We start from the raw sequence: 15,636 nt of genomic DNA, 5'->3' as shown, positions 1-15,636 counted from the left end.
TGGTTGAGTCAGTTTGACGAGACCGTGCCCGGCCGGAACCGGGCAAGCAGCATCGGGAGAAAGCCGCCGCGCCCGGCAAACACGTTCTTGATGGCGATCGCGGCCAGCAGGATCGCGCCGGTGAGCATGGTGGTGACCATGTCGGAGAAGCCGGCGATCAGCATGCCCTGGCGCAGGACGCCGAGCAGCAGAACGGCGATGACCACGCCCGAGATGGTCCCGTCGCCACCGAAGATGCTGACGCCGCCGAGCACGACGATGGTGATGGTGCTGAGCAGCAGCAGGTCGCCCATGTCGGGACGAACCGCGCTGTAGTAGGCAGCCAGCACGATGCCGGCGAGGCCGGCCATCACGCCGCTGATGACATAGGCGGACGTCACGATGCGGTCCACGCGGATGCCGGAATATCGTGCGGCCTCCACGTTGTACCCGATCATGATGATCTTCCGGCCGAAGATAGAGCGCGAGATCAGCAGCGAGAACAGCAACGCTGCAACCGCGAACAGCAGGATCTGGAACGGCACGATGTCGCCGAAGGCGCCGGTGCCGAGGCGGTTGAAGCTGTCCGGGAAACCGGAGGGCGGCGTGTCGCCGGCGAGCGCCGTGGCGATGCTGCCGTAGATGAAGCTGGTCGCCAGGGTGGCGATCAGCGGCTCCGTCCGCAGGCGGGTGATGATCAGGCCGTTGACTAGGCCGAGCAGTCCGCCGGCGATGACGCCCACGAGAGCCGCCAGCCAGATCGAGATGTGCAGCCCGCTCCATAGCTCGGCCATGACGATTGCCGAGAGGCCGGCGGTCGCGCCGACCGACAGGTCAATGCCCCCGGTCAGGATGACGGTGGTGAGGCCGAGCGCCACCAGACCGAAGGGCAGGAAGTTCTCGGACAGCGCCAGGAAGCCGGCAAAACCCGGATAGAACCCAGGCACGCCCGCAATCAGTCCGACTGTCAGGAACAGCAGCAGCAACAGCAGGGATCGTTCCCAGGTGCCGAGCGGGAAGCGGCTGGTCTTGCCGCGCGCGGCGGTAACCTCGTTGGCGCCGGTCATCGTGCAACCCTCTTGGCGCCGGCGGTGACCGCGACGAGAATCATCAGCCCTTCCCCCGCCGAGTACCAGATCGGCGGAACATGAACGAAGACCAGGGCAGTCAGGATCACGCTCAGGAACAGGGCACCGAGAACGGCACCGAGCGCATTGCCGCGGCCTCCGGCGATGGCGGTACCGCCGATCAGCGCAACGGCGATGGATTGCAGTTCCATATGATCGCCGGTGCCGGTCGTGACGGTGGCGGAGCCGGTGTAGGACAGGAACATCAGGCCGGCGAGGGCTGCCAGAACACCGGACGCCGTATAGGCGCCGACTTGGGTCGCGGTGACCGGAATACCGGCATTGTAGGCCGCGGCCTGGTTGTTGCCGATCGCCAGGATAGCGCGTCCGAACCTGGTATGGCCGAGGACGAACCAGACCAGCAGCAACACGACAGCCAGCACCAGCACCGGGATCGGCAATGGCAGCACGTCGGAAACGACGCCGTTGCCGAGCGTGGCATAGGCGTGCGGCACGGAGTCGACCTGGGTCCCGTTCGAATACAGGAAAATCAGGCCGCTATAGAGGCTGTAGGTGCCGAGCGTGGTGATGATCGGCGGGATTGCGAGCTTCGCGACCAGAAGGCCGTTGATGGTGCCCAGCACCAGCCCGATCGCAAGAGCAATGCCGAACGCGCCGGCAAGCGGCAATCCGCCGCCCTGCGCCATGAGCCCGGTCACCATGGCGGTAAGTCCGAGTACCGGCGCCACGGAGAGGTCGATGCCGCGGGTGGCGATGACCAGGGTCTGGCCCAGTGCCAACAAGGACAGAACGACGCAGTTCAGCAGCATGAAGTGCAGGTTTTGCAGCGACATGAACCCGTGGTTGAACGCGCCGACCAGCAGCACGGTCGCGATCGTCACGGCAGCGAGTGCGATCGAGCGAACATCGCGCCCCGCGCTGGCGGCAACCCGGGAGCGCTGGACAACGGGCACGCCTTGCAACGCCCCCGGTTGCGTTACCGATTGGGATAGAAGCGGGGCGTTCATGCGGCGATGTCCTGCACATCGCCCGCGTGACTGAGATAGGAGCGTGCGACGCGCTCGGGCGTGATCGCATCACCACTCAACTCGGCGACGATGCGGCCCTCATAGACCGAAACGATCCGGTCGCAGAGACGCACCAGTTCCTCCATCTCGGACGATATGACCAGGATCGCGATGCCGTCCTTCGCCAGGGACTCGATGAGTTCGTAGATCTCTTCCTTGGCGCCGACATCGACGCCGCGGGTCGGTTCGTCGAGGATCGCCACCGTCGGCGACAGGCCCATCCATTTCCCGAACACGACCTTCTGCTGGTTACCACCGGAAAGCTGACGCAGGGTCTGGTCCGTGCCGGCACAGCGTACGCGATAACGCTGCACCGTATCGGCGCCGATCCTGTCCTCGTCGGCTCGATCCATCAGGCCCAAGCGGTGACGCACCCGCTCGATCAGGCCGGACGTGACGTTCTCGGCGATGGTCATCTGCAGGATCGCGCCATGGCGTGCGCGATCCTCCGGTGCATACACCAGACCCTTGCGGATGATCTCGTCGGTCGGAAGGTCGGAAATCATCTCGCCGTTCAGCGTTACGGTACCGGAATCGTGCGGGCGCAACGCAAAGATCGCTTCGGCGATCTCGGTCCGCCCGGCGCCGACAAGTCCGGCCAGACCCAGAATTTCGCCACGATGCAGGGTGAAGCTGACGTCGCTGAAAGTTCCGGCCCGGCCCAGGTTCGAGACCGTCAGGGCTGGCTGGTCGGTGGCACACGACCACGAGCGACGGGGGATCGTGCGCATTTCACGGCCGACCATCTGCGACAGCAACCTGGTGCGGTCGAACTGCTCGTGCCGAACGCTGTCGACCAGAACTCCGTCGCGCAGCACGCTGATATCGTCGGATATCTCCAGAACCTCGTCCATGCGGTGGCTGATGAAGGCGAGCGTGTAGCCTTCGTCGCGCAACCGACGCATCGTCGCGAACAGATGCTGCACCTCGTGCGTGGTCAGCGGCGAGGTCGGTTCGTCGAACAGGATCACCCGGCAGCCGCGCAGCAGTGCCTTCGCGCACTCCACCTGTTGCTGCTGGGCGATCGACAGCAGCCGGGCGGGCGCATCCACGGCGATGTCGAGCCCCAACGTATCCAGCGCGGCCCGGGCCCGCATCTTCATCGTGGTCCAGTCGACGCGCCGCACCAGCTTGCCCGTGGTCGGCAGCTGGCCAACGAACATGGTTTCGGCGACGCTGAGCTCCGGCATCAGCGCCGGCTCCTGGGGCACCAGGTAAATCCCGTGCGCATGCGCCTCGTGCGGCGACGCGAAGGCGATCGACCGATCGTCGAGCGTGAGCCTGCCGGTATTCGGACGCACGATCCCCGACATCACCTTGAACAGGGTGGATTTGCCGGCGCCGTTCTCGCCCATCATCGTATGGATACGACCGGGTTCGAGCGACACGCTGATCCCGCGCAGAACCGAAACGCTGCCATAGCTCTTGGTGATATCGCTCGCCCGGTAATGACCGGTCACGGCCTGCCCACGCTCGCTCGACTGTCGCGACATTGCGCGGTGCTCCTAGAGATCTTCCTGTGTGCGGCTTGCTTCTCGCCCGTCGCGTATTCACGACAAACACCGGCATCCTTCGGGGCAACCATAATCACGCCGCGAATGGTAGCGCAACCATTCAATTAATCACCGTCGCATACCAGCGGTGGCGGCCGGGCGCGTGCGCTTGTAGGATTGGCGGACATGAACCCGCCAATCCCCTTGCGCCGCCGCGTCCGCACCAGCGCAGTGACCCTGAAAGACGTGGCCGAACGGGCCGGCGTGGCCCCGATCACTGTTTCGCGTGCGATCAATTCACCGGACAGCGTATCCCCGTCGCTCCGGGCGCTGATCGACGTGGCGGTCGCCGAGCTGGGCTACGTCCCGAACCGGTTCGCCGGCGCCCTCGCCTCGGCGGAGAGCCGCATCATTCCGGTCATCGTGCCGTCGCTGTCGAACGCGGTCTTCATCGAGGTGATCGAGGGCATCCAGGCCATACTGGAGGCGGAAGGGTACCAGCTGCTGCTGGGCAACACCCAGTATGATCTCGAACGCGAGACGGCGCTTGTCTCCACCCTGCTCGGCTGGTCTCCGGCCGGTATCATCGTCGCGGGTCTGCGCCACGCCGAACGCACACGCGCGCTGCTGCGCGGTTGCGGCCGGCCCGTGGTGGAAATCATGGAGCTGGGCACCCGGCCAATCGACATGAATGTCGGCTTGTCGCATTCCAGGGCCGGCACGATGATGGGGGAACACCTGATCGCCCGGGGCTACAGGCGGATCGGCTTTGTCGGCGGCTGGCTCGACGGTGATTATCGGGCGATGCAGCGTTTCCGCGGGCTCGACCGGGCGCTGGCCGCAGCCGGGCTGGAGCGCCGCCCCCCCTTCACCTTTGCCGGCGGCTCCAGTCCCGAGATCGGCGGCGACCAGTTGCTGGCGGTCATGGCGCAGGCACCGGAGCTCGATGCGCTGTTCTTTGCCAATGACGACCTGGCGGTCGGGGCGCTGCTGCGAGCGGCGCATGCCGGTATCGCCGTACCCGGGCGGATCGCGATCGCCGGCTTCAACGGGCTCGGCATCAGCGCCCTCACCCGCCCGTCGCTGACAACCATCGTTTCACCGCGCTGCCTGATCGGCGAGACGGCGGCACGCAAGCTGCTTGCCCGCGTTGCGGGAACCTCGTCCGGACCGGACCGCGTGGATGTAGGCTGCCATCTGGCGATCCGCGAGAGCACCTGAACCAACCGGCTGCGGCCGAATCGGAGAACAAGTCGCATGACACAGACAATCGGCTTCGCCGGCGTCGGCCTGATGGGCCACGGCATGGCCAAGAACCTGCTCGAAAAGGGGTTCGGCCTGACCGTGCTCGGGCACCGCAAGCGCGATGCGGTCGAGGACCTGCTGGCACGCGGGGCGACCGAGGCCACCTCCGCCCGCGCCCTCGGCGAGGCCAGCGACATCGTCGTGCTGTGCGTCACCGGCAGCCCGCAGGTCCGTGCACTGGTGCAGGGTCCGGATGGGCTGGAAGCCGCGGGCAAGCCCCTGCTGGTGATCGACTGCTCGACCTCCGAGCCGGCGGTGACCACCGCCCTGGCCGAGAGCCTGAAGCCTGCCGGCATCACCCTGATCGACGCGCCACTCAGCCGCACCCCCAAGGAGGCCTGGGCCGGCACGCTGGACGTGATGGTGGGCGGGGATCCTGCGGACGTCGCCCGGGCGAGGCCGGTGCTTGAGGCCTTCGCCGGCAGGATCGTCGAGACCGGGCCGACCGGGACCGCGCACATGATGAAGTTGCTGAACAACTTCGTCTCTCTCGGCTACGCGTCGCTCTACGCCGAAGCGCTGGCACTCGGCGCAAAGGCCGGGGTCAGCTCACAGGTGTTCCACGACGTCATCCGCGGCGGCAGGATGGACTGCCTGTTCTTCCAGACGTTCTTCGAATACGTGGTCGGTGGCAATCCGGAAGCGCACAAGTTCACGCTGTCGAACGCGCTCAAGGACCTGACTTACCTTGCGAGCTTCGCCGGAACCTCGGCGACCCCGAACCCGGTCAGCGCCGCGGTGCGCAACAGCTTCGCGCTGGCGGTCGGGATGGGACATGGCGATGGCTATGTGCCGACCCTGACCGACATCGTCGCCCAGGTGAGCGGCGTCCAGGCTGCCAAATAACGAGACGCCGGATGGCCCCCGGGGGCAAAATAGCCCCCGGAGATCGCTTTACTCGGCCGGCTCGTTGACCACGACCTTGCGGGTTGCGGCCTTCTTCGCAGCGATTTCCTTCATCCGGGAGTCGACGTGCTCGGTGTAGTTGTAGGTCGCCGGGCGCTGGTTCTCGAGCGAGATCTCGGGCGCCATCTCGCCTTCGGTCTGCGGCCCGCGGAGCGCCACCTTCAGGATGTGCAGCGGCCGCTTCACCGCATCGATCACTGCTGACGACTCGTAGCCGGAATGCACCATGCAGTCGGCGCACTTCTCGTAGTTGCCGGTGCCGTACTGCTCCCAGGCCGTGTCTTCCATCAGCTCCTTGAAGGTCGCGGCATAGCCCTCGCCCAGCAGGTAGCAGGGCTTCTGCCAGCCGAACACGTTGCGGAGCGGCTTGCCCCACGGGGTGCAGTGATAGGTCTCGTTACCGGCCAGGAAGTTCAGGAACAGCGGCGACTGGGTGAAGCGCCACTTCTTGCCCTTGCCGAGACGGAACACGTCGCGGAACAGCTGCTTGGTCTTCTGGCGGTTCAGGAAGTGGGCCTGGTCCGGTGCGCGCTCGTAGGCATAGCCCGGCGCGGTCATGATGCCGTCCACGCCCATGGCCATCACATCGTCGAAGAATTTCGCCAGCCGCTCCGGCTTGGCGCCGTCGAACACGGTGCAGTTGATCGAGACGCGGAAGCCACGCTCCTTGGCCTTGCGGATCGCCGCGACCGCCCGGTCATAGACCCCGTCCTGGCAGACGGAGGCGTCATGCGTCTCCTGGTCGCCGTCCAGATGCACGTCCCAGGAAAAGAACGGGTTGGGCTTGTAATCGTCGAGCTTCTTCTCGAGCAGCAACGCATTGGTGCAGAGATAGACATACTTCCGGCGTGCCAGGAGCTTCTCGATGATCTCCGGCATCTCCTTGTGCAGCAGCGGCTCGCCACCGGCGACCGCGATCACCGGAGCGCCGCACTCGGTATCGGCGTCCAGGCACTCCTGCACTGTCAGGCGTTGGTTCAGGATCGGCGCCGGATAGTCGATCTTGCCGCAGCCGGCGCATGCCAGATTGCAGCGGAACAACGGCTCGAGCATCAACACCAGCGGATAACGCTGGCGGCGCTTGAGGTGCTGCTTGACGACGTAGGCGCCGACTCGGACAGCCTGCATGATCGGAACGGCCATGCGAACGTGTTCTCCTAAAGCTCCGGCTCGCGAGCCGGGTCATCTGCTGGTCGTGGGAACGGCCTCGTTGCCAGCGCATCCATCATGGACACACTGGAGAATGATGGAGATGGGTCGGAAGCTCCAACAATCACGGGTACGAGAACAGGACGGAAGACAGCTCTGGTGACGTGAATGAATTGAATAGATCGATACCTATACGACAAAAGTGGTTGCTGCAGCAATCTCATGGCCCCGCCACCCATGGTATTTCTGCCACAGGTGCATCGATGCCCCTGTCGAACCCATCATGTTGGCTCTAAGGAGTGCTGCACAGAGCAGACCCAGGACCAGACGATGGGGTGGGTGCTTGTAACCAGACCGGATCGCGGGGCGAAGACCAACCCGACGCAGCCGGCGCGAATGGACACATCGGTGGACATGGACGAGTTGGACTCCCCGGGCGTGACGCCTTCGAAATACCCCCTCCTCGACCGTGTTCGGTCACCGCGCGACCTGCGCAACCTGTCGATCGAGCAGTTGCGGCAGGTGGCGGACGAGCTGCGTGGGGAGACGCTGGACACGGTGTCGACCACCGGCGGGCACCTGGGCGCCTCGCTCGGCGTGGTCGAGCTGACGGTGGCGCTGCATGCGGTGTTCGACACCCCCGACGACCGGCTGATCTGGGATGTCGGCCACCAGACCTATCCGCACAAGATCCTGACCGAGCGGCGCGAGCGCATCCGCACCCTGCGCCAGCCCGGCGGCCTGTCCGGCTTCACCCGGCGCTCCGAGAGCGCCTACGACCCGTTCGGTGCGGCGCACTCGTCGACCTCGATCTCGGCCGGCCTCGGCATGGCGGTGGCGCACGACATCCTGGAGAGCCAGGGCCGCGCCACGGTGCGCGACCGCCATGTGATCGCGGTGATCGGCGACGGCGCCATCTCGGCCGGCATGGCCTACGAGGCGATGAACAATGCCGGCTCGTCCAAGGCCCGGCTGATCGTGGTGCTGAACGACAACGAGATGTCGATCGCCCCGCCGGTCGGCGCGATGTCGGCCTACCTGTCGCGGCTGATGTCGAGCCAGAAGTTCCTCAGCCTGCGCGACCTCGCCGGCAAGGTGGCCAGGCGGCTGCCCAGCGGCATCGAGCGCACCGCCAAGCGGGCGGACGAGTATGCGCGTGGCCTGCTGACCGGCGGCACGTTGTTCGAGGAGCTGGGCTTCTACTATATCGGCCCGATCGACGGCCATAACCTCGACCACCTGATGCCGGTGCTGCGCAACCTGCGCGATGCCGACGAGGCCGGCCCGGTGCTGCTGCACGTGATCACCCAGAAGGGTCGCGGCTACGCGCCCGCCGAGGCGTCCGGCGACAAGTATCACGCGGTCGCCAAGTTCAACGTGGTCACCGGCGAGCAGGCCAAGACGCCGCCGGGGCCGCCGACCTTCACCGCGGTGTTCGGCCGCGAGCTGACCGCGTGCGCCGGCGACGACGAGAGCATCGTGGCGATCACCGCCGCGATGCCGTCCGGCACCGGGCTGGACGCATTCGCCAAGGCCTATCCGGACCGGTTCTTCGATGTCGGCATCGCCGAGCAGCATGCGGTGACCTTTGCCGCCGGCATGGCGACCGAGGGCCTGCGTCCGTTCGTGGCGATCTACTCGACCTTCCTGCAGCGCGCCTACGACCAGGTGGTGCACGACGTGGTGCTGCAGAACCTGCCGGTTCGGTTCGCGATCGACCGGGCCGGGCTGGTCGGCGCTGACGGCGCCACGCACGCCGGTGCGTTCGACCTGAACTATCTCGGCTGCCTGCCGGGCATGACCATCATGGCGCCGTCCGACGAGATCGAGCTGCTGCACATGACCGCGACGGCGGCGGCATTCGATGCCGGTCCGATCGCGCTGCGCTACCCGCGCGGCAACGGGCTCGGGCTGCAGGCGCTGCCGGCACGCGGCAGCCTCCTGGAGATCGGGCGTGGGCGCATCGTGCGCGAGGCCGGACGCCAGCAGGGCCGCGAGCAGGGCGGCATCGCGCTGCTCAGCCTGGGCTCGCGCCTCGGCGAGACGCTCAAGGCCGCGGACGAGCTGGCCGCACGCGGGCTGCCGCCGACGGTGGTGGATGCGCGCTTCGCCAAGCCGATCGACACCGCGCTGATCGAGCAGCTGGCCCGCAACCACGCGGTGCTGATCACCATCGAGGAAGGGGCTGCCGGCGGCTTCGGGTCGATCGTGATGCACCACCTGGCGCTCACCGGCCTGCTCGACCACGTCAAGGTCCGGCCGCTGACACTGCCGGACCGCTTCATCGACCACGATACCCCCGCCGCACAGATCATCCACGCCGGATTGTCCGCCAGCCACATCGTCCAGACCGCACTCCAGGCCCTCGGTGTGCCGGACGTTGGCAGGGATGCGTTGGCCGGGGACTTGCCGTTGAGCCGTATCGCACCGACATCGTGAAACGCATGCGTTCATCCAAGCTCATATTAGGGCTGTGCCTGGCACTCCTAGGCACGGCTACCCTTTCGTCCGGCAGTCTCGCACAGGCGACGCAGGCCGGCTCTGGAGCTTCCTCCCAGCCCGGCTCGCCCGTCGCTTCGGTCACGGCGCTGTATGCGCGTCTTACCCAGACCGAGCGGTCCACAGCCGCTTTCTCGCAGCGTGCGCAGCTCCTGGCGCCGGTTGTCGACCAGGTCTTTAACCTACAGACCGTGCTGCAGAACTCGCTCGGTCTGCGCTACCGCAGCCTGCCGGACACGCAGAAGCAGCAGCTTCTGGAGCAGTTCCGCCAGTTCACCGTGGCACGCTACGTCTCGAACTTCGCCGCCGGTTCGACGGATGTCTTCAAGGTTGACCCGACCCCGACCGCTTCGCCGATTGCCGGCGACCAGATCGTGCATACGAGTATCGTGTCGCCCAGTGGCTCCACCACCGATGTCAATTACGTGATGCGTCAAGGTCCTGGGGGTTGGCAGGTGGTGGACGTGCTACTGAACGGTAACATCAGCCAGGTTGCGGTTCAGCGTGCCGACTTTGGATCCAGCTTCAGCACCGGTGATGCGACTCCGCTGATAGACAGCCTGAAGAAGAAGACCCAGGCCTTCTCGGAGGGCTGACCGACCTCGAACATTGAACGCCGACTGCCGGCCAAGGGCACCAGCCACCCCCATGATGCTTCAGCATAATCCGCTTGCCGTCATGAGTGTCGCTGCCGATTTCGTGGCTGCACTCGGCTGCGTGCAGGCAGCTGTGGGCGCCGTGCTGCTTCATCGCTTCGGCACGAACCGGCGCGGCTCCGTCGCCGTGCCGGCTCGCCTAACGCCGTTGCCTGCGGTCACAGTCCTGAAACCGCTTTGCGGCGACGAGCCGCTTCTCGAGGACGCGCTCGCCAGCTTCTGCCTGCAGGACTACCCGGATATGCAGATCGTGTTCGGCGTGCAAAGCCGCGGCGACTCGGCAATCCCGGTCGTGCGCCGGCTGCAGGCGCGCTTCCCCCTGCTCGACCTCAGACTGGTGGTCGATCCGACGCCACATGGCGACAATTATAAGGTCGCCAACCTCATCAATATGCTGCCAAGTGCCCGCCATGATGTGCTGGTGATATCGGACTCGGACATCCATGCCGGGCCCAGCTACCTGCGCCATGTCGTCGCGGCGTTGGCGGAGCCGGGCGTCGGATTGGTGACCACGCTGTACGGGGGGCGAACGGCCAGCCCCACCCTGGCACGCAGGCTGGCGGCCGGGCAGATCAACCATAGTTTCCTGCCTGGCGTCCTGATGTCGCGCCTGCTTGGCCGCCAGGATTGCCTGGGATCCACGATGGCACTGGATCGGTACACCCTGGAGGCGATCGGCGGCCTGCCTGCATTGTCGCCCCACATCGCGGACGATTCGGCGCTCGGGCAGCTGGTGCGTGCGAACGGCCAGTCGATCGCGATCGCCAACGCCATGACCATGACCACGACCGCCGAGGTCGGTTTCAGCGACCTGTTCGCGCACGAACTGCGCTGGGGTCGCACCGTCCGCAGTGTCGAGCCGCTGGGATATGCGCTTTCTGCGATCCAGTTGCCGCTGTTCTGGGCTACGCTCGCAGTCGTGCTACTGCCGGAATCGGTGTCGGCCTGGCTGGCGCTTGCCTTCGTCTGGATGGTCCGCTTCCTGTCTGCGGCGCTGATCGATCGGGCACTTGGTCAGGCAGCGACGCTGCCGATCATGCTGCTGCCGGTGCGTGACTGGCTGTCGGCGGTAGTCATGCTCGGAAGCTTTACCGGGCGCCGCGTAGCATGGCGCGGCCAAACCATGCGTCTTCCGGACCAGGCGGTCGTGACGACCGTCCATTCCCGGATGGCACCGGCCCTGGCACCCGTGATCGATGCCGGCGACTGACGACGATCTTGGCGTGCAGGATTATGATGACGTACACCACGGCCAGGCGTATTGAGCCCGGCTGCCCGTTCGACCCCATATCGGCTTTTTGCTCGATCCGAGGACGCCTCTCCCGATGATGAAGACCTTGTTCCTTCAGCCTCCCTCGTTCGATGGCTTCGATGGTGGCGCCGGTTCGCGCTACCAGGCCAAGCGCGAGATCAAGTCGTTCTGGTATCCGACCTGGCTGGCCCAGCCGGCGGCGCTGATCCCGGATAGCCGCCTGATCGATGCACCGCCGGCCCGCCTGGGCATGGAGCCGGTGCTAGCCGACATCGCCGACCGCGACATGGTGGTGCTGCACACCTCGACCCCGTCCTTCGCATCGGACGTGAAGGTCGCGCAGATGCTGAAGGACGCCAAGCCGAGCCTGAAGATCGGCATGGTCGGCGCCAAGGTCGCGGTCCAGCCCGAGGAGAGCCTGCTCAAGGGCCTGCCGATCGACTGGGTCGCCCGCAACGAGTTCGATTTCACCGTCAAGGAGATCGCCGAGGGCCGCGACCTCAAGAGCGTCGACGGGATCAGCTGGCGCAATAACGATGGCGTGATCGTCCATAACCGGGATCGCGAGATGATCCACGACATGGACTCGCTGCCGTTCGTGACGGAGGTCTACAAGCGCGACCTGCACATCGAGGACTACTTCATCGGGTACCTGATGCACCCGTACATCTCGATCTACACCGGTCGCGGCTGCAAATCGCGCTGCACCTTCTGCCTCTGGCCGCAGACCGTCGGCGGGCACGTCTATCGCACCCGTACCCCCGGCCATGTCGCCGAGGAAATCCGTCTGGCGATGAAGTATTTCCCGCAGGTGAAGGAATTCTTCTTCGACGACGATACCTTCACCGACGACCTGCCGCGGGCGGAACTGATCGCCAAGGAACTCGGCAAGCTGGGGGTCACCTGGTCCTGCAACGCGAAGGCGAACGTGCCGCGCTCGACCCTGAAGGTGCTGAAGGATAACGGGCTGCGCCTGTTGCTGGTCGGCTACGAGAGCGGCAACCAGCAGATCCTTCACAACATCAAGAAGGGCCTCAGGATCGAGGTCGCCCGGCAGTTCACCAAGGATTGCCACGAGCTCGGCATCAAGATCCACGGGACCTTCATCCTGGGCCTTCCCGGCGAGACCAAGGAGACCATCCAGGAGACGATCACCTTCGCCAAGGAGATCAACCCGCACACCATGCAGGTCAGCCTGGCCGCTCCCTATCCCGGCACCTTCCTGCACAAGCAGGCGACCGAGAATGGCTGGCTGGACGAGAGCCATGCCGAGCTGATCGACGAGAACGGCGTGCAGATGGCGCCGCTGCACTACCCGCATCTGTCGCATACCGAGATCTTCGAGAGCGTCGAGACCTTCTACCGGAAGTTCTATTTCCGGGCCCCAAAGATCGCTTCGATCGTCGGTGAGATGGTGCGCAGTCCGCAGATGATGAAGCGTCGCCTGCGTGAGGGAGTGGAGTTCTTCCAGTTCCTCAAGGACCGCCACGCAGCCTGATCGGTAACGCCGGGGCCATAGCGCCCCGGCACTCCGATGCGCCAGCTCCTGATCTCGGCCGATGATTTCGGGCTGTCACCAAGCGTCAACGAGGGCATCGAGCGGGCGCATCGCGACGGCATCCTGACCACGGCGAGCCTGATGGTCGCCGGTGCCGCCGTCGCGGACGCAGTCGAACGCGCCAGGCGCATGCCGGATCTGAAGGTCGGCCTTCATCTGGTCGTCATCGAGGGTCCAGCCGTTCTCGATCCTGTCGAGATCCCGCTTCTGGTTGACCGGCAAGGCCGGTTCCCGTCCGACCAGATCAAGCTCGGCCTCCGGTATTTTTTCCGGCCCGATATCCGCCGTCAGCTCGCATGCGAGGTCCAGGCGCAGTTCGACGCCTTCGCCCGGACCGGCCTGGCGCTCGACCATGCCAATGCGCACAAGCACATGCACCTGCATCCGACCGTGGGCGCGATGATGGTGCGCGCCGGCCTGCGTCATGGGCTGAAGTCGATCCGGGTGCCGATCGAGCCGCCCGTGCCGGTCGGCGAGCCGGATACGATCGGTGCCCGCGCCCTGCGCGCCTGGACACGGGTGCTGCGGGCGCAGCTGCGCCGTGCCGGCATGACCACCAACGATGCATGTTTCGGGCTGGCCTGGAGCGGCCACATGACGACCGATCGCCTCATCACGCTGGCGGGACGCCTGCCCGAGGGGTTCAGCGAGATCTACTTCCATCCGGCTGCCTCCCGCGATCCGCTGCTGGACGCGCTGATGCCCGGCTACGAGCACGAGGCGGAACTGGCAGCTTTGTGCGATCCGCGCGTGCGGCGCGCGCTGTTCAGGACGGGTGCCGTGCCGGCAACCTGGCAGGACGCCCGGTAGCATCGTCCCGGCCCGACCGACGTGATTCCGCCGAGTGACGGCGAGCCGGATCGGTGATCAGCTGGATATGCCAAGCCGCCGCGCCTTCGTCTTCGGGAGAGCATCATGGACGCAAACAAGCCGCCTCGTCCCTGCTTCGTCGAACTGCCGACCCAGGACCTTGCTGCCGGCAGGGCCTTCTATGCCAGGGTGTTCGGCTGGAACATGACGTCGTTCGGCCCGTCCTATGCCTGCACCCTGACCGGGGACGTCGATGTCGGGCTTCAGGCCGACGCCGGCGAGGCCACCCAAGCGCCCCTACCGGTAATCGACGTTCCGGATATCGATCGCGCACTGGCTGCGGTGACCGATGCCGGCGGTCTGATCACCAAGCCGATCTTCGCGTTTCCCGGTGGCCGTCGCTTTCACTTCCGTGACCCGAGCGGCAACGAGTTGGCGGCGATGAAGCCGGACTGAGGATCGGGCGGGAACGCCATGACGCGAGCTGCGTGATGTTTCAGGGTCGCTCGTCCGGCTGGCTGAATTTGCTGTAGCCTCAATCCGCGGATGATGTCTTCCCGGCAGGGTCCGGTGCCCTCCGTCCGACGACCACAATCCAGATCGGGTGATCCGTTGCGCAAAGCCGAGCCACCGCCCCTCTTCAGTGGGGACACAGTGTCGAACAGCCTGCGGCTGGTAATCGGCGAAGGGCTCGAGCATCTGGAAGCGCATCGCGCCGGGGCCTTCGCCGGCGATCCCGAGGCCATCCATCAAGCGCGGGTAGCACTCCGCCGTCTGCGATCCGCGTTGAAGCTGTTCCGGCGGCACCTGAACCCCTCGGCCCGCGACGGCTTCAACGATGCGTTGCGTGCGCTCGGGCGCACTCTCGGCGCCGCCCGGGACTGGGACGTGTTCGTGCTGGAAACGGTGCCGGCAGTCATGGCCGTGATCCCGGATCAAGCCGAGGCGCTGGGCGCACTGGTGGCACCGGCCCAGCACGAACGTGAGCTTGGGCATGTTGCCGTGCGGGCGCTGCTGGAAGCCCCGCAGACCGATGCGATGCTGCAGGACCTCGGAAGCTGGAGCGGCGACCGGGTCGCGTTCTCTCCACGCAAGGCAGCGAGACAGTTGATTGCCGACGAGGCCGGGCCGCTGCTGGACCGGCTGGCCAAATCCGTAAGCAAGCGCGCGACGGGGCTCGAGGAACAAGATGACGAGGAGCGGCATGGCTTGCGCAAGGCGCTGAAATCGCTGCGATACGGGATCGAGATGCTGGAGTCGCTGCATGGACGCGGCAACACCAAACCCTATCGGCAGGCTCTTTCAGTCCTGCAGGAAGATCTCGGCCGCCTGAACGATGCGATCGCAGCTGTCGAACTGGTGCATCGCCTGCCCGATCAGCCCGGCAGACTGGTGATCGAAGCCTGGGCAAACGAACGGCGGCAGGAGGCCCTTATCGAGCTCCCCGCCGCCTGGCATCAGTTCAAGGCAATCCCGGCCTTCTGGTAGCCGGGGTACGATCGATCAGGCCGCTGCGGTGGCTGCCAGGTTCTGGCGGACCCATTCCTTGAGCTGGCTCTTCGGCATCGCACCGACCTTGGTCGCCGCCGGCTTGCCGTCCCTGAACATGATCATCGTCGGTATGCCGCGAACGGCGTAGGCGTTCGGGGTCAGCGGGTTGGAGTCGATGTCCACCTTTGCGACGATAAGCTGGTCCTTGAACTCGGCGCCGATCTCCTCGAGTGCCGGTGCGATCATCTTGCAGGGACCGCACCACTCCGCCCAGAAATCGACCAGCACGACACCCTTGGCCTTCAGCACGTCGGCATCGAAGGTCTCGTCGGTCACGGCCACCGTGTTCTCGCTCATCACGCTCTCCTGAAATGGACAGTCGG

Annotated in this window: 14 protein-coding genes; 9 read left to right on the top strand and 5 right to left on the bottom strand. The window is 65.8% G+C overall.

The genetic code is table 11. From position 1 onward, the window contains the following. Positions 1–8: 8 nt before the first annotated feature. From HN018_RS02170 to HN018_RS02160, 3 genes are read right to left on the bottom strand one after another with little or no spacing between them, the layout of a single operon-like run. Positions 9–1,046: an ABC transporter permease gene (locus HN018_RS02170; protein WP_171836738.1), complete on the bottom strand. Its 1,038-nt coding sequence runs from the start codon at positions 1,044–1,046 to the stop codon at positions 9–11. Then, a complete protein-coding gene (locus HN018_RS02165) occupies positions 1,043–2,074 on the bottom strand; it encodes an ABC transporter permease (protein ID WP_171836737.1) in 1,032 nt (343 codons plus the stop codon). Before HN018_RS02165 ends, HN018_RS02170 begins: the two co-directional genes overlap by 4 nt. After that, positions 2,071–3,627, bottom strand: coding sequence for a sugar ABC transporter ATP-binding protein (locus tag HN018_RS02160; protein WP_171836736.1), 1,557 nt, complete (start codon positions 3,625–3,627; stop codon positions 2,071–2,073). Before HN018_RS02160 ends, HN018_RS02165 begins: the two co-directional genes overlap by 4 nt. Positions 3,628–3,813: 186 nt before the next feature. Between HN018_RS02160 and HN018_RS02155 the strand changes: the two genes are divergently transcribed. Together HN018_RS02155 and HN018_RS02150 are read left to right on the top strand one after the other, a co-directional pair. Then, complete coding sequence (locus HN018_RS02155) at positions 3,814–4,848, top strand: LacI family DNA-binding transcriptional regulator (RefSeq protein WP_171836735.1); 1,035 nt, start codon at positions 3,814–3,816, stop codon at positions 4,846–4,848. 36 nt (positions 4,849–4,884) lie between these two features. After that, entirely contained in the window at positions 4,885–5,778 is an 894-nt protein-coding gene (locus HN018_RS02150; protein WP_171836734.1) for an NAD(P)-dependent oxidoreductase, read from the top strand. Positions 5,779–5,826: 48 nt separating this feature from the next. Here the strand turns inward: HN018_RS02150 and hpnH are convergent, their stop codons facing one another. Further along, positions 5,827–6,981: an adenosyl-hopene transferase HpnH gene (gene hpnH, locus HN018_RS02145; RefSeq protein WP_171836733.1), complete on the bottom strand. Its 1,155-nt coding sequence runs from the start codon at positions 6,979–6,981 to the stop codon at positions 5,827–5,829. Between the two features lie 420 nt (positions 6,982–7,401). Between hpnH and dxs the strand changes: the two genes are divergently transcribed. The 7 genes from dxs (at position 7,402) to HN018_RS02110 (ending at position 15,250) form a co-directional block, all read left to right on the top strand. Continuing rightward, positions 7,402–9,426 (top strand): 1-deoxy-D-xylulose-5-phosphate synthase, encoded by a 2,025-nt coding sequence (dxs, locus tag HN018_RS02140; protein ID WP_408886739.1) that lies wholly within the window; start codon positions 7,402–7,404, stop codon positions 9,424–9,426. 5 nt (positions 9,427–9,431) lie between these two features. Next, positions 9,432–10,082, top strand: a complete 651-nt coding sequence (locus HN018_RS02135) for an ABC transporter substrate-binding protein (protein ID WP_171836062.1) — start codon at positions 9,432–9,434, stop codon at positions 10,080–10,082. Positions 10,083–10,134: 52 nt separating this feature from the next. Continuing rightward, complete coding sequence (gene hpnI / locus HN018_RS02130) at positions 10,135–11,352, top strand: bacteriohopanetetrol glucosamine biosynthesis glycosyltransferase HpnI (RefSeq protein ID WP_171836063.1); 1,218 nt, start codon at positions 10,135–10,137, stop codon at positions 11,350–11,352. A gap of 115 nt (positions 11,353–11,467) precedes the next feature. Further along, positions 11,468–12,892: a hopanoid biosynthesis associated radical SAM protein HpnJ gene (gene hpnJ / locus HN018_RS02125; protein WP_171836064.1), complete on the top strand. Its 1,425-nt coding sequence runs from the start codon at positions 11,468–11,470 to the stop codon at positions 12,890–12,892. Positions 12,893–12,928: 36 nt separating this feature from the next. After that, positions 12,929–13,762 carry a hopanoid biosynthesis-associated protein HpnK gene (gene hpnK, locus HN018_RS02120; RefSeq protein ID WP_171836065.1) on the top strand — a complete coding sequence of 278 codons (834 nt, stop codon included), beginning with the start codon at positions 12,929–12,931 and terminating at the stop codon, positions 13,760–13,762. Between the two features lie 105 nt (positions 13,763–13,867). Then, a complete protein-coding gene (locus HN018_RS02115) occupies positions 13,868–14,218 on the top strand; it encodes a VOC family protein (RefSeq protein WP_171836066.1) in 351 nt (116 codons plus the stop codon). A gap of 198 nt (positions 14,219–14,416) precedes the next feature. After that, positions 14,417–15,250 (top strand): CHAD domain-containing protein, encoded by an 834-nt coding sequence (locus HN018_RS02110; RefSeq protein WP_171836067.1) that lies wholly within the window; start codon positions 14,417–14,419, stop codon positions 15,248–15,250. 15 nt (positions 15,251–15,265) lie between these two features. On the opposite strand, the gene trxA is transcribed toward HN018_RS02110, so the two are convergent. Then, a complete protein-coding gene (trxA, locus tag HN018_RS02105; protein ID WP_171836068.1) occupies positions 15,266–15,610 on the bottom strand; it encodes a thioredoxin TrxA in 345 nt (114 codons plus the stop codon). Positions 15,611–15,636: the final 26 nt, after the last annotated feature.

The organism is Lichenicola cladoniae (genome assembly GCF_013201075.1).
GTDB classification, from domain to species: domain Bacteria; phylum Pseudomonadota; class Alphaproteobacteria; order Acetobacterales; family Acetobacteraceae; genus Lichenicola; species Lichenicola cladoniae.
This window is presented reverse-complemented; position numbering and strand designations above follow the sequence as displayed.